This window comes from Paenibacillus sp. 01T443, from assembly GCF_056398325.1.
Map to the genome: position 1 here is coordinate 65,457 of NZ_JBFTPE010000006.1, position 19,565 is coordinate 85,021.

At 50.0% G+C, this 19,565-nt stretch carries 16 protein-coding genes and 1 pseudogene; 4 read left to right on the plus strand and 13 right to left on the minus strand.

All coding sequences use genetic code 11. The annotated features are described in order from the left end of the window. Positions 1 to 84 precede the first annotated feature (84 nt). From AC1DLI_RS11175 to AC1DLI_RS11190, 4 genes are all read right to left on the minus strand, one after another. Positions 85 to 2,571, minus strand: a complete 2,487-nt coding sequence (locus tag AC1DLI_RS11175) for a bifunctional diguanylate cyclase/phosphodiesterase (protein WP_477602494.1) — start codon at positions 2,569 to 2,571, stop codon at positions 85 to 87. Positions 2,572 to 2,898: 327 nt separating this feature from the next. Next, positions 2,899 to 3,429, minus strand: coding sequence for a hypothetical protein (locus AC1DLI_RS11180; protein ID WP_477602496.1), 531 nt, complete (start codon positions 3,427 to 3,429; stop codon positions 2,899 to 2,901). A 131-nt stretch (positions 3,430 to 3,560) separates the two neighbouring features. Further along, positions 3,561 to 4,643 (minus strand): CobW family GTP-binding protein, encoded by a 1,083-nt coding sequence (locus AC1DLI_RS11185; RefSeq protein ID WP_477602498.1) that lies wholly within the window; start codon positions 4,641 to 4,643, stop codon positions 3,561 to 3,563. An 805-nt stretch (positions 4,644 to 5,448) separates the two neighbouring features. Further along, positions 5,449 to 5,583, minus strand: coding sequence for a hypothetical protein (locus tag AC1DLI_RS11190; RefSeq protein ID WP_477602922.1), 135 nt, complete (start codon positions 5,581 to 5,583; stop codon positions 5,449 to 5,451). Between the two features lie 220 nt (positions 5,584 to 5,803). Here AC1DLI_RS11190 and AC1DLI_RS11195 point away from each other — a divergent pair, with 220 nt between their 5' ends. The 4 genes from AC1DLI_RS11195 to AC1DLI_RS11210 are packed head-to-tail and all read left to right on the plus strand — an operon-like array spanning position 5,804 to position 9,741. Continuing rightward, entirely contained in the window at positions 5,804 to 6,463 is a 660-nt protein-coding gene (locus AC1DLI_RS11195; RefSeq protein WP_477602500.1) for a helix-turn-helix transcriptional regulator, read from the plus strand. Beyond that, complete coding sequence (locus AC1DLI_RS11200) at positions 6,460 to 7,593, plus strand: alanine racemase (protein WP_477602502.1); 1,134 nt, start codon at positions 6,460 to 6,462, stop codon at positions 7,591 to 7,593. Before AC1DLI_RS11195 ends, AC1DLI_RS11200 begins: the two co-directional genes overlap by 4 nt. Before the next feature lie 23 nt (positions 7,594 to 7,616). Beyond that, entirely contained in the window at positions 7,617 to 9,221 is a 1,605-nt protein-coding gene (locus AC1DLI_RS11205; protein ID WP_477602504.1) for an N-acyl-D-amino-acid deacylase family protein, read from the plus strand. A 55-nt stretch (positions 9,222 to 9,276) separates the two neighbouring features. After that, entirely contained in the window at positions 9,277 to 9,741 is a 465-nt protein-coding gene (locus AC1DLI_RS11210; RefSeq protein WP_477602506.1) for a RidA family protein, read from the plus strand. Between the two features lie 114 nt (positions 9,742 to 9,855). Here the strand turns inward: AC1DLI_RS11210 and AC1DLI_RS11215 are convergent. From AC1DLI_RS11215 to AC1DLI_RS11255, 9 genes and pseudogenes are all read right to left on the minus strand, one after another. Further along, positions 9,856 to 9,948, minus strand: a pseudogene (locus tag AC1DLI_RS11215) (YjcZ family sporulation protein); the annotation flags it as partial. Positions 9,949 to 10,143: 195 nt separating this feature from the next. Then, on the minus strand, positions 10,144 to 11,283 hold the full coding sequence (gene ald, locus AC1DLI_RS11220) for an alanine dehydrogenase (protein ID WP_477602508.1): 1,140 nt from the start codon (positions 11,281 to 11,283) through the stop codon (positions 10,144 to 10,146). A gap of 42 nt (positions 11,284 to 11,325) precedes the next feature. Continuing rightward, on the minus strand, positions 11,326 to 12,393 hold the full coding sequence (locus tag AC1DLI_RS11225; protein ID WP_477602510.1) for an S-layer homology domain-containing protein: 1,068 nt from the start codon (positions 12,391 to 12,393) through the stop codon (positions 11,326 to 11,328). Between the two features lie 98 nt (positions 12,394 to 12,491). Continuing rightward, complete coding sequence (locus tag AC1DLI_RS11230; protein WP_477602512.1) at positions 12,492 to 13,595, minus strand: putative 2-aminoethylphosphonate ABC transporter substrate-binding protein; 1,104 nt, start codon at positions 13,593 to 13,595, stop codon at positions 12,492 to 12,494. 207 nt (positions 13,596 to 13,802) lie between these two features. After that, entirely contained in the window at positions 13,803 to 14,588 is a 786-nt protein-coding gene (locus tag AC1DLI_RS11235) for a DeoR/GlpR family DNA-binding transcription regulator (RefSeq protein ID WP_477602514.1), read from the minus strand. A gap of 55 nt (positions 14,589 to 14,643) precedes the next feature. Further along, a complete protein-coding gene (locus AC1DLI_RS11240) occupies positions 14,644 to 15,831 on the minus strand; it encodes a saccharopine dehydrogenase family protein (RefSeq protein WP_477602516.1) in 1,188 nt (395 codons plus the stop codon). Positions 15,832 to 15,844: 13 nt separating this feature from the next. Then, positions 15,845 to 16,984, minus strand: a complete 1,140-nt coding sequence (gene phnW, locus AC1DLI_RS11245; RefSeq protein ID WP_477602518.1) for a 2-aminoethylphosphonate--pyruvate transaminase — start codon at positions 16,982 to 16,984, stop codon at positions 15,845 to 15,847. Then, positions 16,981 to 17,778 carry a phosphonoacetaldehyde hydrolase gene (phnX, locus tag AC1DLI_RS11250; protein ID WP_477602520.1) on the minus strand — a complete coding sequence of 266 codons (798 nt, stop codon included), beginning with the start codon at positions 17,776 to 17,778 and terminating at the stop codon, positions 16,981 to 16,983. The genes phnW and phnX overlap by 4 nt, the downstream gene beginning before the upstream one ends. 50 nt (positions 17,779 to 17,828) lie before the next feature. Continuing rightward, a complete protein-coding gene (locus tag AC1DLI_RS11255; RefSeq protein ID WP_477602522.1) occupies positions 17,829 to 19,565 on the minus strand; it encodes a putative 2-aminoethylphosphonate ABC transporter permease subunit in 1,737 nt (578 codons plus the stop codon).

A 19,565-nucleotide genomic window follows, 5' to 3' on the forward strand; every position in this document is an offset into this window, starting at 1 on the left:
GCTAAACAATATTTTACCAAACGGGTGGATTGCCGGGCACGATAAAAAAACCGCCTCCACGTATAAGGGGAGACGGATTGATCATTAAGCATCTATATTATGTTCCATGAACAGCTGTACAAACTTGCTGGCCGGAACAGGAGGACTGTAAATGTAGCCTTGAACAGCATCACAATTATGGCTGCAGATCACATTAAGCTCTTCTTGAGTCTCTACGCCTTCGGTCACCACTTTCAAATTTAAATGATGCGCGATGACGATAACGGACTTGTAAATCATTTGTTTCTTAAAATCGCTTACGATTCCGCTGATAAAGGATTTATCGAGCTTCAGCGTATGCAGCGGAATGTTTTGCAAATAACTGAGCGAGGAATAGCCAGTGCCGAAATCATCAAGCGACAGCTTGACGCCAAGCTGAGTGAGCTCATGTAAGATTTTGAGCGTGTGCGTTGGATTGTCCATAAATATCGATTCGGTAATTTCCAGTTCGATCTGCTCCGGCCTTATGCCTGCTCCGGATATGATCCGCTCAATCGTATGGACGATTTGCTTTTGCTGGAATTGGATCATCGACATGTTCACGCTCACCGAAAGCTGCGACAAGCCCATTCGCTCCCATTCGCTGATCTGCTTGCAGGCCATATAGAGCACCCAATCGCCAAGCGGAATAATAAAACCCGTTTTCTCGGCAATAGGGATAAAATCAAGCGGAGACACCATCCCAAGCTCGGGGTGGTTCCACCGTATCAAAGCCTCCGCACCGTAAATTCTCCCGGTCGCTATTTCAACCTTAGGCTGAAAACAGAGCATAAACTCTCCTAGCTCCAGCGCCTTGAACATGCTACTCTCCAGAATCAGTTCCTTCTTCGTCACGTCATTCATGGAAGGAGCATACAGCTTGTACGTATTGCGTTCCTTCTTCGCAACGTACATCGCGATGTCCGCTTCCTTTACGAGCTGGTCCGCCGCAGCAGGCGTCCATTCCTGATTGACGCTGATTCCTATACTTGCCGTTATATAAAACATTCGATCCCTTAGCCCGATTGGCTCGGAAATATCCGACAAAATAGCTTCCGCGGCGCGCGCTGTAAAGTGAAGGTCATTTACATCCTCCAGCAGCGCAACATACTCGTCGCCACCGAACCGAAATACGCGTCCGCAGCTGCCGACTGACCGCACGATCCGTTCCGCTACCTGCTGCAGCAATAGATCGCCCATCGCATGATCAAGCGTATCGTTTATCATTTTGAAGCGGTCAAGGTCAATGAAAAGCAAAACGAAATTCCCTTGCGGTTTAGGACTCTCCGTTGCTTTCCCTTCCAGGTAGCGGTGATAGGCATAACGATTAGGCAAGCCGGTCATTAAGTCATGCGTCGATTGGTATTCAATAAGATGTTCGGATTCCTTGCGCTGGGCAATCATATGATTGAATTGAATAGCCATAAACTCAAATTCATCATTCGTATGTATGCTTAGCTGCTGCTCCTCTCCTGCAGCAACCGCGGAGGTTGCCAGCACCACCTTGTGGATGTTGACCAAAATAATTTTGCGAACGAGCAGCGCCATCACAAACGTCATAAAAATCAAGGCAATGATTGTGATGAGTATGGACTCCCACAAGCTTTTATAATAGTCCGTCAGCATATTTTTTTTGGGAATGACGGTTTCGATATGCCAAAGAACATTATGTATAAGAATAGGATAAAACATGCGCAATACCGTACCGTTTCCGCTCGAATCCGGCGTGTAGGCTTTCCGCGGACTCGTCCCCTTCAGCGCTTCCAGCTCATCGCTATTCGACCATAACTGATACGGCGTATTCACCAGTCCAGGATTTTTGCCGTTGGCCAAATAATGATTCTCAGTCGTTATAATATTGGCGTACCCGCCCAGCGGACGAAACGCTTCAATTTTTTTCTGAACCGATTCCAGTGAAATATCCGCACCGACTATACCTAAAAAATCGCCTTGGTCATCCAAAATAGGCAGGACAAGCGATGTCATTAATATGGACTTGCCGTCAATCTCATAGGAATACGGTTCCAAAAGCGAGAAGGACTTGGTTAGTTTCGGAAGCTGATAAAAGATCCCATGCTCCTTATTCTCGTAATTCTCGGTGGCCAGCACTTCAATAAACTCGTTCTTGCGAACCGCATATGGGATGAAACGGCCGCTCGCATCATCATAGCTGTTTTTGTTACGGTAAAGCGCATCTTTGCCGTCATAGGCGTTTGGTTCCCATAATGTATATACTCCTAATAACTCTGGACTATCTTCTAATACCGACTTCAGCAGTTCAACGATATATTCCCGGTTTTGCTGCTGATGATCATCCATCAGCTGCATCGTTGCTTCCAGCGTATTGAGCATAGACATAGCTTGTTCCATTGTTTTGGAGAAAGGATGGATGTAAGCGATTGATTGCGTTTGCGCTTCAAGCTCGCTTTCACGAAGGTTTGAGTGATAAAGCTTAATGAGGTGGGCGGATACTAAGAGACCAAACGAGAGAATGACAAGCAGGCCAAGTGAAAATATTAATTTTTGAGCGATGCTTAGCCTAAACCTTCCCATGTCATCTATCAGCCCCTTGTTGTCGGAGAAAGCAAAAATCAACGAAATATGTCAATTTATGATGTGGTTCTAGTATACTTGACAGTTCATCCTCAGCACAATGAAAAAATAGGATTTTATCACTATATAATTCGACAAAAAACCACTGAAATCACCATTGTTCGATATCACAAGGGTCGATTGAACCTTTTTAAATTATAATTGACTAGTAAGTTATTCCATTATTTTTCTTGAGTAAGTATTTCCGCCTATCGTCTGCTCAGTTTTGCCGCGCAGCCAAAAAAATCCGCCTCAGTCCATGACTCAGGCGGATTCGGATGACCCAGCTTATACCTCGCTTTGCTTGGTCTTTTGCTTCGATTCATTTTCATCATTGGCGCGGTCATGATCCTCCAGGCGATGAGGACGCTTGCCTTTCCCCCCGTGAAGCTGGAAAAGCTCCTCGCGAAGCTGCTCCGACGTCTTGCCTTCGGTTTTGATGCCATGCTCCTTGGCAATATTGCGCAAATGCTCAAGACGCTTCGCTTGATGTTCTGCTTTAAACGCTTCCCACTTATCCTTATTAGCCAGCTTCGCAGCCTCTACTTCCTTCTTTAGCTGTTCCGCCGTTTTCCCTTCGGCTTGGATACCGAAGTATGTCGCTAACTCTTTCAGCTTCTCCAGTCGATAAGCCTCAAAGTCCTTGCGAGTCATTTTGCCCTTATGGTGCTTATGCTCATTGCTCATATCGGACTCTTCGGGATGCTGTGCCGTTAGTGAAACATCTGGCAAAACCGCTACTGACTTCGCGGCCCACACGGGAGCGACCGCAAACAATACGGCCAGCGACACGATGGGGATAAACCATTTTCTAATCATTTGCTGCCACACCTTTCCATTGCAATCGTCATGCCGAGGCTAAGCAAACCCCGTCTGGATTATTTTGCCCAAGCATTCACGTGAATAGACATGTTAATGGCATTTTTCGACATATTCCTACAACGGTGAAACTAGTCCTGCAGCTCCCTGCTATGAGCGTTTTCCAGCTGCTCCAGCTCCTTCAGCAGCCATTCCTTAGAAAAATGTTCACCGATAAATACCGCTACATCATTGACATGGCCTTGGGGGTCGATCCGCATAAAATCCGACTCCTTATAGGCGAATTGAAAAAGAAAGCGGCTTGGCGCATCCGTAAACGTAACGATGCCCTTCGCCCGGTAAATGTTAGACGGAAGCCGCTGCAGCAGCGACTCGAATGCTTCGCTGCTTACGGGATTGCGCCAATAATGCGTCACAACCATGACATGGTCATGCGTATGATGATGGCCCGTTTCATTGTTTCCATGCGTCTGGTGATCAATCGTGCAGCCAGGTACGGCGCAGGACTCGCTTTCGCCGGCGTGCTCAGCTGCAGCGTCCTCTTGTTCGTGATGGGCTGCAACCGCATGATTTGGATGGAGAGCAGCGCTTGGGGCGAGATCCGCATCGAGCCAGCTCCAATCGTCTATTGCACAGCGGACCGTCGCTATAATTTGAGCATGGGCATTAAGCTCCCTAAGTTGCTGCTGCGCCTCCACGAGTTCATCAGGCTCCAGCTTGTCCACTTTATTCAGCAGCAAAACCGTGGCGCATCTTATTTGCTCCAGCATCAGCTTGAACGTGCGTCCCTTACCGTCACGGCTGCGCGCAAGCAGCTCCGGTCCGTCAACAATCGTAATGACGCTGCGCAGATCAATCGCTTTGTACATCGCCGCCTCGGTTACCCCATCCAAGGTTTCCATAGGATTGGCTGCACCCGTTGATTCGATGAAGATCACATCAGGCTGATGCTCGTTGATGAGCATGCTGATTTCCATACCCAAATCGCCGCGCATCGTGCAGCAAATGCAGCCGCTGAGCATTTCTGCCATCGGCACCTCGTCGCCTACCAGCTGGCCGTCCAAATTAATATCGCCCAGTTCGTTCATAATGACCGCCGGCTTCTTGCCCTGCGCCGTATAATAATCCAGCAATCTTCTGAGCAGCGTCGTCTTCCCGCTCCCAAGAAAGCCAGACAACAAATGAACCGGTATATTTTGTTCTTGAATAGTCATCGCGTTTTCTCCCGTATGTCCGTATTTTAAGTAAAAGATGAATGGATTCTATTATATCGTAACAGTTACGCTCTTTCATCTTTTATATGAGCCCGTTTGGCAGGTATCTTCAATTATAAGCATTCCCTTACTATGCCCTCGCACAAACGTAAACGGCTGCAGCCGTTCTTTGGCGGCAATAGCTCGTTTCGCGGAGATAGATAAGCTCATTTATAAGTAAAAACTTATAAATTCTTATCTATCAAGCGTAAACGGCTGCAGCCGTCCTTTGGCGGTAAAAGCTCGTTTCCCGGAGATCGATAAGCTCATTTATAAGTGAAATCTTATAAATTCTTATCTATCAAGCGTAAACGGATGCAGCCGTCCTTTGGCGGCAAAAGCTCGTTTCGCGGAGATCGATAAGCTCATTTATAAGTGAAAACTTATAAATTCTTATCTATCAAGCGTAACGGCTGCAGCCGTCCTTTGGCGGTAAAAGCTCGTTTCGCGGAGATAGATGAGCACATTTATAAGTGAAAACTTATAAATTTTTATGTTAAAAAAGGCTTCCACTGCACTTTGTGCAATAGAAACCTTTCATGGCAGCTGAACCGCTGGCTTACAGTGTATAAAATACACTAGAATCCGCGTCAGCCGTGATATTGCTGATCTTAGCGGCGAATACGCTGTATAAACTGCAGCGCAGGCTCTCGCGCCAGCTATATCCGGTCATTCTGTTGCAGAATGTACACTGTAGCCCCATATTAAAATCAAGTATGCCTCTGCCAAGACAGAGAGTCTCGCGCGTGAAAGCAGCATCAATCTTTCACCTGTGACGGGGCCCGATTCTTAAACCCTTAACCGCTCCTGCGGTCATTCCTTTCATCACCTGCTCCTGAAAAGCCAGATAAGCGATGATGGTCGGAACAACGGCAAGCGCCATCGTAAGCCATACATACAAATATCGCAATCGCCAGCTCGAACGATGTATAGGGCAGAATTAAAGCCGCATATACGTGTTTAAAATATCAAACTTGTTCATTAGTATGCCTAAAAAAAGTTTAAACACATCTCCAATCATACTTTTTTTTAGGTCAACAGATTTTTTGTTTGATTTTTCCCATCCGCCGTAGTACCATGTTGGCAACAAGACTGTAAGGCAAACGGGAGAGTGAGCGTAAGTGGAATCCATATCGCAGGAGCTATTATTTTTGACAGAGATGGCCAAGGGCATAACCGCGCAGTTCGGTGATCATTGCGAGGTTGTCGTCCATGATTGGTCAAAGCCGGTTGACAGCACAATTGTAGCGATCGAGAATGGCCATGTGACGGGGCGTAAAATCGGAGATCCCGGCACAAATCTCGGCTTGGAAATTATGCGCGGGACCTCGGAGGGCGATAACCGCCATAACTATGTCACGCAGACGAAGGACGGGCGTATCCTCCGCTCCACCTCCATGTATGTAAAAAATAATGCGGGAACCATCATCGGAGCAATATGCATTAACTTCGATATTACCGATCTAATGGTAGCGGAGAAAACGCTCCAATCGCTTACAGCAAGCGGACTTACGCCGGTCCGGGAATCATTCGTCAGCAATGTGAATGACCTGCTTGATACGCTTATACAAGAAGCGCAGGAGACGGTCGGCAAACCGCCTGCAGCGATGACGAAGGAAGATAAAATTAAAATCATACAATTGCTCGACCAAAAGGGCGCCTTTCTGATTAAGAAGTCGGGCGAGAAGGTTTGCAGCTATTTGAGTATTTCAAAGTTTACGCTGTACAGCTACTTGGAGGAATCCAAAGTCGAAGATATCGAAGGAGGAACAGGACTATGAGCGAATGGATGCATGCGCCGTTATATGAAGGAAGGGAGCTTGAAACCCCTTGCGTCGTCATCGACAGCGATGTCGTTGAGCGCAATATTGCAGCCATGGCGGAGGCGGTTGCGCGTCTTGGCGTAAAGCTTCGTCCCCACGCCAAAACACATAAGCTGCCGGAGATGGCTGCACGGCAAATCGCCGCGGGCTCGGTTGGCATTACGGTAGCGAAAATCTCCGAGGCTGAAGTGATGGCAAGCGGCGGCATTCGCGATATATTCGTCGCCTATCCGCTGGTTTCTAAATCCAAGCTTGATCGGGCAGCACGCTTGAGCCGATCCGGCATCCGGCTGATCATCGGGGTTGACAGTCTCGAAGGAGCGAAGAGAGTTTCTGAAGCGGCGCTGCGGGAAGGCGCTGAGCTGGAGGTGCGGCTTGAGCTCGAAACCGGACTGAGGCGCACGGGCGTTGCCATCGACAAAGCTGTGCAGATCGCCCGGCTGGTCACCGAGCTCCCCGGGATTAAGCTTAGCGGAATTTTCACGTATCGCGGCGCTATGGTTGGGGGTGCTTCGACGCTCGACATCAAAGCGGCCGGTCATGAGGAAGGCCGTTTAATGGCCGAGGCAGCGACTGCCCTTAGAGCTGCCGGCATAACGATTCAAGATGTGAGCGTCGGTTCCTCGCCGACGGCAATCTACGCAGCTGAGATAGACGGCGTGACGGAGGTTCGCCCCGGCACCTATATCTACCAGGACCGGATGCAGGCCGCGTTTGGCAGTTGCACGCTTGAACAATGCGCCGGCGCCGTGCTCGCTACCATTGTCAGCCGGCCCGCGGATGATTTAATCGTGATCGACGGCGGCAGCAAAACCTTCGCGACAGATGTGCAGCCAGGCATCGCTCCCTTATTTCTTAAAGGCTTCGGTCATGTCACCGGAGACCCGGATGCCGTGCTGGAGCGAATGAATGAAGAGCATGGCATGATTCGCGTGGCTCCTGATGCTGTCTATCAGGTAGGAGATGTCATTCGTATTATCCCAAACCATATCTGCAGCACGGTCAATTTGCACAGCTTCGTCTACATTAAGGAAATGGACGGGCAGCTCCGCAAAACTTCCGTAGCCGCACGCGGTATGCTCGAATAACGACAAGGAGGTGTCTAAACAGCATGCTCGATCTTATTTTGAAAAACGGCAAGATCGTCGATGGCAGCGGTAACCCCTGGTATAACGGCGACGTTGGGGTGAAGGACGGCCTCATCGTTGCGATGGGCCGCATTGACCAAGAGGCAGGACAAATCATTGATGTAGGCCGCAAGGTTATTTCTCCCGGCTTTATCGATGGGCACTGTCACTCCGACCTCATGATTATCGATCATCCGCACAGCGAAATTAAGCTGCAGCAGGGCGTAACCACCGAGGTTGTCGGCAACTGCGGGCTCGCCCCTGCTCCTTTCGTTCGGGAAAAAGCCCAGCTGCTGCAAGCGTACGTGCAGCCGGTGCTCGGCAGCACAAGCTGGGAGTGGCCTTGGGAAACGGTCGGTCAATATATGGACTTTGTCGGCCGCTCGAATCCTTCGGAGCACATCGCCACTTACGTTGCGCACGGCGCGCTTCGTATCGCGGTGATGGGCTTTGAGAACCGCCCTGCCTCGAAGAACGAGCTTGAACGCATGAAGACCTTGCTTGTAGAAGGGCTCCGTGCCGGTGCCATCGGCCTATCAATCGGATTATTGTATGCGCCGGGCAGCTATACCTCCCGTGATGAGCTCGCCGATCTTTGCAGCGTGCTGCCCAAATACAACGGCTTACTGTCCACTCATATTCGCGGTGAAGGCAACAACCTGCTGCCTTCCGTTGCCGAGGTCATTTGGATCGCGGAACGGGCCGGCATCTCGCTGCATATCAGCCATTTGAAGGCAGCGGGCCGCGCGAACTGGGGCAAGGCGCTTGACGCGATGGAGCTCGTGGAGGCTGCCAGAGCACGCGGCATGGACGTCACCGTAGATGTGTATCCTTATGCCGCAGGCTCTACGACATTAACGACCGTACTGCCGCCTTGGGTGCTCGAAGGCGGTATCGAAGCAACGCTTGAGGCGTTCCGCGACAAAACGCTCCGTACGCGAATAAAAGAGGAGCTTAGCCGCGAGCAGGACACATGGGATAATCTCGTGTGCTCGACCGGCTGGTCCAGCATAATCATTTCGTCTATGCAGACGGAAGCGAACAAAGCGCTTGAAGGCAAATCCATTGCCGAGGTCGCCGAACTGCGCGGGCAGCATCCTGTTGATTGTATGATGGATCTTCTGCTGGAGGAGAACGGGCAGATCGCCATCGTCTATTTCCATATGTCGGATGATGATGTGAAGCAGGTTATCGGCTACGAGAAGTCATTGATCGCCTCCGACAGCTTAAACTGCGAAATCGGCAAGCCGCATCCGCGCACCTACGGGACATTCCCGCGCGTCTTTGCCAAATATGTCCGCGAGGACAAGGTGTTGTCGCTTGAGCAGGCGGTTCGCAAGCTAACCTCGTTTCCTGTGCAGCGGTTTAAGCTTGGCAAAAGAGGGCTGCTCGTGCCCGGCTATGCTGCCGACATTACGGTGTTCGACCCGGATGTTATCCAGGATACCGCTACCTTCGAGGAGCCGCGCCAATATCCGTCCGGCATCTCGCATGTCATTGTATCCGGCCATCTCACGCTTTCGCACGGCACGCACACGCGTAAACGCGAAGGCCATCTCATTCGCGCGCAGCATTGCTGCACGCACTAGGCAACAAACTTCGTTACGCATCTTACCCTACCCAATAATAAGGAGCTGTTTATCTATGTCGACCATCGAAAAACGTCTTGCTGAGCTAGGTATTGTTTTGCCAGAAACCACGAAACCTAAGTTTTCCTATATCCCGGTCAATCAAACTGGCAATTTGATTTATACTTCCGGCTTCGACTGCCGCATCGACGGCGTGCTGATGTACGAGGGGAAAATTGGCTCCGATCTAACGATCGAGCAAGGGCAAGAAGCGGCCAGACAGGTCGTCATTAACCTGCTTGCCGCCATGAAGGCTCATTTGGGCGACCTCGACCGCGTCGTAAAAATCGTAAAAATTCTCGGCTTCATCAACAGCACTCCCGGCTTCGGCGACCAGCCATATGTACTGAATGGAGCCTCCGATTTGCTCATCGAAGTGTTCGGCGAAAACGGCCGGCACGCCCGCTCCGCAATCGGCACAAGTGACCTCCCCTTCCACACGCCGGTTGAAATCGAACTCATCGCAGAGGTTCGCGAATAGCTGCTGCTTCTGCTGCTGCATGCAAAACCCCCAAGGCTCAGGCACTTGGGGGTATTTATGCTATTTCAAGTAGTGGAAACGCTATGCTGCCGATTTACAAGTAAGCTTTTCCGCTCAGTGGCACAAAGAACGGGAAATAATGACAAGCAGAATGAAAAGGACTAAGATAACGCCTACACTTGAAAACGCTCCGCCAACCCCAGTACCGCAGTGGCTAACACCTGCAACCGGGTAAACTGGTCCGCAATGTCCTGGTCCTACATTTGCGCCTGCTACTCCATAGCTCATTTGTTCATCTCCTTTATGTTAAGGTACAGTATCCTATGATTAAAGGAGAAAAGCGTATAGGCGTTTGTGCAAAATGTGCTCCTGCTCATTTTTCGGAACAGCCCACACCTTTTCTTAGTTGGCTGCGATGGTTACTTGACCAGATAACATCGCCTCAATGCACTCAAAGGGAGAGTTGTGCGCCTCTGCAACGGCCTTGCAGGTAATCATCCCATCCATGACATTTATTCCTTTCGCCAGCTCACTATTGCGCAAGGCTGCCTGCTTATAGCCCTGATTTGCAATTTGCAGGGCATACGGAATCGTTACATTCGTTAACGCCATCGTTGAGGTTCGCGCGACCGCTCCCGGCATATTTGCGACCGCATAATGTACGACGTTATGCTTTAGATACGTCGGCTCGCTATGCGTCGTGATCCGGTCAATCGTCTGAATGGAGCCGCCTTGGTCGATGGCCACATCGATGATCACGGAGCCGGGCTGCATGCTTTTCACCATAGCTTCCGTAACAAGCAGCGGCGCCTTAGCGCCCGGAAGCAGCACCGCTCCTATCAATAGATCCGCGCTCTTCACGGCCTCTGCAATCGTATAGCTGTTTGACGCCACTGTTCTGAGGCGCCCTTGGAACTGGGAATCAAGCTGCCGCAGCCGGTTTGGATTGATATCAAGCAAGGTAACATCTGCCCCAAGTCCTAGGGCCATTTTAGCCGCGTTAGCTCCTACGATGCCCCCTCCGATAATGACGACTTTAGCCGGCGCAACGCCCGGAACTCCGCCGAGCAGTACGCCCTTCCCGCCATTGGAGCGTTCAAGAAATTGAGCGCCGATCTGGATCGACATCCGTCCCGCTACCTCGCTCATCGGAATGAGAAGCGGCAATGAACCGTCCTCGCACTGAATTGTTTCATAAGCAATCGCAATGACCTTTTTGTCTGCCAGCGCCTTTGTAAGGGCCGGTTCCGCTGCAAGATGCAAATAAGTAAACAGAATAAGTCCTTCGCGGAAATAGGCGTACTCCTCAGGCAGCGGCTCCTTCACTTTTATGACAAGTTCCGACTCCCATGCAACACTTGCAGCAGACACGATGGTTGCCCCAGCTTCCCGGTAATCCTTATCCGTAAACCCGCTGCCAAGTCCAGCACCCGTCTCAAGGCGCAGCTCATGGCCGGCATGGACGAAGGCCTCGACGCCTGCCGGCGTTATCGCTACTCGATTTTCATTGTTTTTCATCTCTTTCGGAATTCCGATGATCATCCTCAGTTCAGCTCCTGTTGCCCTAATTCAATTAGTAGATTGCTATTTATACAACGCATCAACAAGCGATAAAACTATCGTTACGGCTTCCGCGCGCGTCGCGTGCTGCTGTGGTTCAAAACGATTGCCGCTTCTTCCCTTCAACAGGTTATGCGAAACGGCGGATGCTACCGACGGCTTAGCCCATACCGGTATTTTCTCGGCATCTGCAAACGTCGCTGTCGCACCCTCATCCAAGGGATAACGCGATGCCCGCATAATCATCGTTGCCATCTCCGCTCTCGTAATGAGGCGGTCCGGGCGGAAGGTACCGTCATCATAGCCGTCTATGACATCCGCGCGAACAGCTTCCATAATGGAAGCTTCGGCCCAACCCGGAAACTTGTCTTTATCTTTAAAATCGGCCGGAGAGGATTGCATCGTCTCCAGCATGAAAGCCCGGCTCAGCATCACTGCGAATTGCGCCCGCGTAACCTGGCCATTCGGCTGGAAGGTACCGTTCTCATACCCGGTGACCAGATCAAATAAAGCTGCTTTGCCGATATGCGATTCGGCCCAGTGCCCTTTGATATCGGAAAAAGCAATAGGAGCAGATGAGCTCGTTAACAAAGCCAGCTTCGCAGCGCTTTTGAGCTGAACAGCCTTCACCTCGCTATCCACAAGCTTGGCCTCGAGCAGCTCTATGCCCGTTTTCCCGCTTGCCGCCGCTTCGAACGTGAACGTGGCAATAGCAGCCGTACCGCTAACGCCTTTCGCCGAGGCTCCAACCTTCGTATGCGCAAACGTAACGACACCGTTCTTGTCGATTGGCGAGATTGCCATTCCTTCCCACTCCGCGGAGGCGCTCATAAACTTCAGCTTTGCTGTGTCATATTTCAGCTTGAATTCAAATCCGTACAAGTCGGTTAATTGCTCGCCTTTCACAACGACTTTCACGGGTTGTCCGACTACCGTAAGCTTCTGGCTTTCTCTCAAAGATAGCTTTGCGCTCGCAGCTGCTGCATTCGTTGCCGGAAGCAAGGATGAGCTTCCAGTGCCTGTTAACGATACCGCTCCGAAAAGAACGGTAAAAGCAATTAAGAAAACCCCGATCCTCCTCGATATTGCCATCAATTTAAGCCCTCCTATTCATATGGATTCGGTACTGAAATTATAAAAGGCTGACAGCGGCCTACTAACCGCTTGCCAGCCTTTTGCTTCAATACGGATTATGATTTCGGCTCGCTTTTGCTGTCGTAACGAGTGCTCCATTCATTTAGGACACCGTCACGCTGCTTCGCCGCTTCTTGAAGATCGTATTTGATTAACTGCTCGATCGGATTTTTTGTATAACCCTCTGGTATTACACTGGAATCGCCCTTAACTGCTACGATTGGATAGTTCTTGCTGTACTCTGCCATGGCGTCATCCGTGATGGCCCAGTCCAAAAACTCCTGCGCCGCTTTCTTAATTTTTGTCTTTTTCAACAATGCATTTGCTTCAACGTCCCAGCCTGATCCCTCGGTCGGGAATACAACTTCAACTGGCGAACCGTCATTTTTCTCTTTAATGCCGCGGTATCCGAAGGAAATTCCAATTGGATATTCGCCAGTACCAGCCATTTTTGCCGGTTTTGAACCCGAATGCGTGTAAATTCCGATGTTTTCATGAAGTTTGTCTAAATACGCCCAGGCTTGATCTGCCCCAAGCAGCTGCTGCAGGCCGGAAACCGTTAGGAATCCTGTACCAGAGGATGCCGGGTTAGGCATTGTGATTAGACCTTTATATTCAGGCTTAAGCAAATCCTCGTAGGATTGCGGTATGGCAAGACCTTTTTTCTCAAGCTCAACCGTGTTGGCAATAATCGCCGTTTCCCATGCATCGATGCCTACCCAGTGCTCAGGGCTCGCGCTGTCTTTGAATTCCGTTTGAATGCGGTCAACGCCAACCGRCGAGTAAGGCTCCAGCATATCGCTTTGATCTAGCACGAGCAGGCTTGTAGCCGCAACGCCCCATACGACGTCAGCTTGCGGATTATCCTTTTCGGCAAGCAGCTTCGCTGTAATAATGCCCGTTGAATCACGAACGATATTTAATTTGATGTCAGGGTGTTTTTCGTTGTAAGTTTTCAAATACTCCTTAATGAGATCATCCTCAAGCGCGGTATAAACGGTAAGCTCTTTGCTGTCCGTATCGAGGGAGGTTTCTGCCGCTGCCGAAGAATCATTTGAAGTGCTAGCCGGCGTATTGTTCGCTCCTCCGTTGGCGCCGCATGCGGATAAGACTGCAACGATAACTATCATACTAATAAGCATAAACAAGCTCTTTTTCATTTTTTTCTCTCCCTTTGATTGTTCTTCTTCTCTAGTTCTACTATAAGCTTGTTTGTTTAACGCACTGTAAAATGCAAGTAAATAAATTGTTTTGTTTTATGTTTTTCGTTTTTGTTTGTGTTTTTCCCTGTGACTAATATTGGGAATTTTGCATAAAATAAGAGCCTTCAAGTCATTGATCGACTTGAAGGCTCTACGTTTGATGTGCTATTCCGCTACAATCCAGTGGACATCCTGGTCATCCAGCTTAGAACGCCAAGCTGGCGGAGGCGCGATGTCGCAAATGATCATATCAATCTCTTTGAAATCTGCAATTTTATAGAAATGGCTCGTGCCGATCTTCGTATAATCCGCTAACACGATCGTTTGCTTGGCCTGCTTCATGAATGTTCTCGCCAAAACGCCCCGTTCATCCTCATAGCTCGTAATGCCGCTGTCGATTTGCAAGCCATCCGCTACGATAAATGCCTTGTCCACATTGAAATTAGTCATAAACTCCATCGCCAGCGTGCCCGAGGTACGGTAATGCTTTGGATTAATCCGGCCACCAATTAGAACAATTTCACCGTCGAATATATTGCGGTTCTTATAGCCGATCAGCAAATTCAACGTATAGACAGATGATACAAGCACCGTAAGCTGTTTTTTGTAAGCGAGCGAATCAATCATTTGCTGCGTTGTTGTTCCATCGTCGATCACAACGACGTCTTTATCTTGAATCAGAGAAGCCGCTGCCCGTCCAATTCTTCTTTTCTCTTCTGCTTGCTGCACCTCACGCCGAACGTAAGCAGGCTCTTCGCGTTCTACGTTAATTTTTACAGCGCCGCCATATACCCGCTTGAGTTTGAGCTCATCCTCCAGCTCTTCCAAATAGCGGCGGATCGTCTCCGATGATACATCGAGTGCCTGTACGAGCTCAGGCGTCCGAACCTTGCCTTTCAATTGCAGCATATTAATGATGATCTGCTTCCGTTCTTCTCCGGCTAGCGACATCGCCATTTCCCCTTCATCTTCAGCTTAAGCGTCCATTTAGATTAATATCCGTATTCTAACGCACTTCTACTAAACTCTCAATCTTTTCATGAATGGCTATTCCTCGCTTGCTTAGCTGCTCAAATACGACATTTGGTTCAAAAGCTTCCTCCGGCGTAACAATGCCGGCGCGATCCTTGCAAAGCGTCTGGCCGCTTGCGATTAGCTCCGTCGCAATCGCAAGCGGAATTCCGACATTTCTTGTGTAGGCCCGCAATTTCTCCCAGCCCGCAACCGTACCGTCTGACGCCGGATGGGTATGCGTGAGCGTATGTCTGCACGCTTCGCCGGTCTCAGCCGATATACCGGTTACTTCAATGTGCAGGGAGTAACCGTACAGCTCCGTTTCGTGGCCTTCGCGCGATTCAAATAAATATTGCCCGATGGCGTCCATGATGCCAACTTCTTGTCCAGCGATTTTAATCGAATCGTTTCGTAGAAATCCGTATTCATATAACGAGCGGACAAGCCTCATATTTTGCTGAGGCCATGTTCCGCGCACCTCTATCAATTGGACATTCTTGCTCTCAAGCGCCTTCGCCAGCGTACGCGTTTCCGCATGCGGAATAATATATTGAATGGATTTGCCATACGGCTCCGGAAGCTTGATTTCCCTCGGCCGGGCAAACGGTTCGACCTGTATGAACTGTCCCTTCTCATAAACCACGCGGCCCGGAAGATTCGGATCGTACTCATAGACAGTCGTTTCCGCAATCGACTTAGAGAAAGCAATCGGCCGATAAGAGCCATGGCTCACGCGCACCTCATGCACTTCCTTCAGTTGGTTAGCGGCATGCATAGCCATCATTTGTGTAACGCCCGGCGTCATCCCGAAGCCTGGCAGGCCTATTTTCCCATGATGGACAAAAATCTCGTGACTGGCATCCTCTTCGCCAAAGCCGTTCAAATTAATGCCGTGACAGCCTGCTTCCGCAATACACCTGGTGGAAAGGCCGTTTAACGTAATCGTCGTGCCGTCCATAACGATATCATAGCCCCGAAGCTGCTCTACCGTCGCCTCATGGTTCCGCACGTTTACTTGAACCACATTTACGCGTGGATCATTCAAGGAGGCAGCAAGCTGCTCAGCCGCTTCCAGATTGTAATCACCGATCGTAATGACCTCAAAAGCTGAATACTGTACCAGATCCAGCACCGCCTCCATACAAATGCGGCCCGCGCCTCCTAAGCAAAATACCTTCATCTTGTTTCTCCTCCTACTCCTTGTGAATTGAGCTTTGAATGCTCTTGATTACCGCAACCAGCCTTGCCATATCCGTCGGATGGACATCGCCGATACTCCCGATTCGGAAAGTAGGCTCCGAGGTCAGCTTGCCTGGATACAGCACAAACCCTTTCTTCTTCAAGCTTGCATAAAAGGTCTCGAATGAAAACTCGGCGCTTGGGTACCGGAATGCCGTAATGATAGGCGATTGCCATTTAAGCGGCAGYAGCGCATGGAAACCGGCTTCCTCCATTCCTTGCGTCAAAACTCTCTGATTGCTGCTGTAGCGTTCTTGCCGCGCAGCGATTCCGCCCTCGAGCTCCAGCTCCTTTAGCGCTTGGTCAAATGCTCGCACGACATGCGTCGGCGACGTATAGCGCCATTTGCTGTTCGAACGCTCCATCATGTCCCATTGGTCGTACAAATCAAGAGATAAGGAACGCGCATGACCTTTGCAAGCGGCAATCGCTTCACGGCGCGCAACCACAAAACCAAAGCCCGGAACCCCCTGTATGCATTTGTTGCTGCTGCTTATCAAATAATCAATGCCAAGCTCATGCATGTTCAAATCCACGCCGCCAAAGCTGCTCATGGCATCAACGATAAACGTCACATTTCGGCGCTTGATGATTTCGGCGATTTCCGGCAGCGGGTTAAGGATTCCTGTCGTCGTCTCGCAATGGACGATAGCTGCATGCGTGATCAAAGGGTCACTTCTAAGCGCCTCATCAAATAATGCCGGATCAATCGGGCTGCGCTCATCGAACCGCACAACCGCAACCGGAATGCCGAGCACCTCGGCGATTTGCACGATTCTCTCGCCATAAGCGCCGTTAACCGCGATGGCCAGCTTGCCGCCTTGTTTTGGCAAAGCGGTGCCGATTGTGGCTTCAACGCTGAATGTCCCGCTGCCTTGCATTAATACCGCTGTATATGCATCCACCGCTGTCGGCGCTGCAAGCTGCACCAGCCGTTGTCTTATCGAAGCGACGAGCCGATTATATTCCTCATCCCAGGTGCACCAGTCCTTCATCATCGCTTCCTTTACACTGCGCGTCGTCGTTAAAGGGCCTGGCGTTAACAGCAAATACGGATTTTCAGTTACAGCTGCATTCTGTTGTAATGATTTCATGGACATTCCCCCGCCTGCAGTCTTTCGTTAATATGTGTAATCACGCCATCCAGCTCGCCGATTTCACGAATGATGAAATGAGCACCCGCATGCATCAAGCGCTCCGATACTTCCACAAAGAGCTTTTCCTTTTCTCCTGCGGTCAAAGCCTCCGTTTCCGCTTGAGTCAGGCCAATTTCATTGCCGCCAAAAATAACGCCTACCGACCATACCCCTGCATTTCGCCCCTCCCGTATATCCGCTTCTGTATCGCCGCATTTAACGATATGGCTCATCGGATAAGTGCCAAGACGCTCCGCATTGCGATAAATCATCCAAGGATGCGGACGGCCTTCCGCCGCTTCGTCCGGCGTTACCGTGCTGTCTGGCGAATACCCTTGCTTGGCCGCTTCCGGTGCGATAATATCCATCATCGGACGCGTATAACCTGTCGTCGTTCCAATCTTTATGCCCTGCTCCCGCAGCCTCTCGATCAACTTAAGCGCGCCTGGAACAGGTAGCGCATAGTGGTGGAGAATCGAGAAGAGCATCGGCTCGAACTTCTCATACATCTCGTCGATGTCGCTTTCGTTTGGAGCACTGCCATACTTTGCCTCCCAAGCGGCAGCTACTTCAAGATCGGAGCAAATATCGCGCAAATGGTCTTTTTTCATACGGCCCATCGGTTTCCTAATCGCTTTGGCTGATGCCTCAATGCCTCTTTCTTCGAATAACCGGCGAAATGCCTCTACCGGCGCAAAGCTTCCATAATCCACAACTGTTCCTGCCCAATCCAATATCACTGTTTTAATCATAGATAATTGCCTCCAATGTACGTTATATTGTTGCTATTGCTAAAGCCGTTTTATCGTTTCTGCCAAGCTGACATTTTGCGGCGAAGCCTTGCCGTGCCCGCTTCATACAGGAAACGCACGATGATATTCAGCAGCACGACGAGTACGGACATCGCGGCCGCCGCCGCCGTATCTCCCGCGTCATCCATGCTGACGATGGATACCGAAGCAAGCCTTAAATCCGAAGCGTACAGGAAGATCAGCGCGGATACCGTCACCATCGCGTTTACAAAAAAGTAAACGGCCATTTCCAAAATAGCCGGCAGCGACAAAGGCACCGTAATGCGTGCGAAAGTACGCAGCTTCGAGACATTCATCGATTCGGAGACAAGGTCGAACTCCTTATCCAGCATTTTCAAAGTTGCAGTCGCCGTCATGAATGGAACGGAGTAGAAGTGAACTACATTTGCCAAAACCAAAATGATCATCGTCCCATAAATAAAGTGGAACGGATTAGCCGGATGGTTAAAGAAATAAATATAAGATAATCCTATAACAAGACCAGGCAGCGCCAGCGGCAGGATTGACAAGAAATAAGCAGCTTGTCTGACAGGACGGTAGACACGCCCGTTTTCGATTAAATACGCGAACATGAAGGTAACAACCGTCCCGATTACTGCTGTCCATGCCGCCATCTCCACGCTGTTCCAGAACGGATCGAACCCGCCTGCCGCAGCACTCGAGAAATCAAAGTTGCTCCAAGTAAAGGACATATCATACGGCCACTTCTTCACAACCGAGGCCAGCAAGACTGCTCCCATCAAGAGAACTACCATTGCTGAGAGAGTAATGGCATAAACATAAGCCAGGACATTGCGAAGCCGATTGTTCTTAACCGAATAAGGAACGGATCTTGATGTCACGTATGCCTGCTGCTTCCTCGTAACGATGCGGTCCACGACGAAAGCTATAATGGCGGGAATCGTCAGAACGATGCCGACGACAGCTCCCATTGACATGTTTTGCTGGCCGACTACTTGTTTGAATATATCCGTGGCAAGTACGTTGTACTGCCCGCCAACGACTTTTGGCGCCCCAAAATCCGTGAAGCTCAGCGTGAAGCAAATGACAACAGCGCTGAGAAGCGCATACTTTACGGACGGCAGYGTTACCGTCAGCAGCTTGCGCAAACCGCTCGCTCCCATCGATTCGGCCGCTTCATACAAGCGATAATCGCTGATCGCAAGGCCTGCGCACAAAATAAGAAAGGCCTGCGGAAACGTGTAAATGACCTCGGAGATAATGATGCCCGTCGAACCATAAAGTGAAATTCGCCATTCAAAAGGCAGAAGGCCGAATAATCCGGTAGAGATGAGACCTTGATGTCCGAACAAATAGGTGAGGGCTATCCCGTGCATCATCGTTGGCGCGAATAACGGCAGCATCGCAAGCGCCTTAAAGAAGCCTTTCCCTTTAATATTCGTTCGGGTCAATACATAAGCCAGTCCAAAGGCAAGCGGCACGGCGATAGCCGTCGTTGCCGTAGATACGGTAATCGTGTTCAGCATCGATTGGATAAGTGATTTAGACTGCAAATAGGTCGTAAAATGATTTAATCCCACCCAGTTGCCTTCGGTATCCGTGAACGCCTGTTTAAACATCGACAGCAGCGGCAGCACGATCGCTGTAACAAGCGCCAGCAATAAAACAAGCAGCAGCAGCTTTAACAGCCAATTACTTTCCATCTTCTTCCGCTTGCTCCGCCCCGCCGCTTGTAAGGACAATACTTGATTTGATTTCAATTTCAT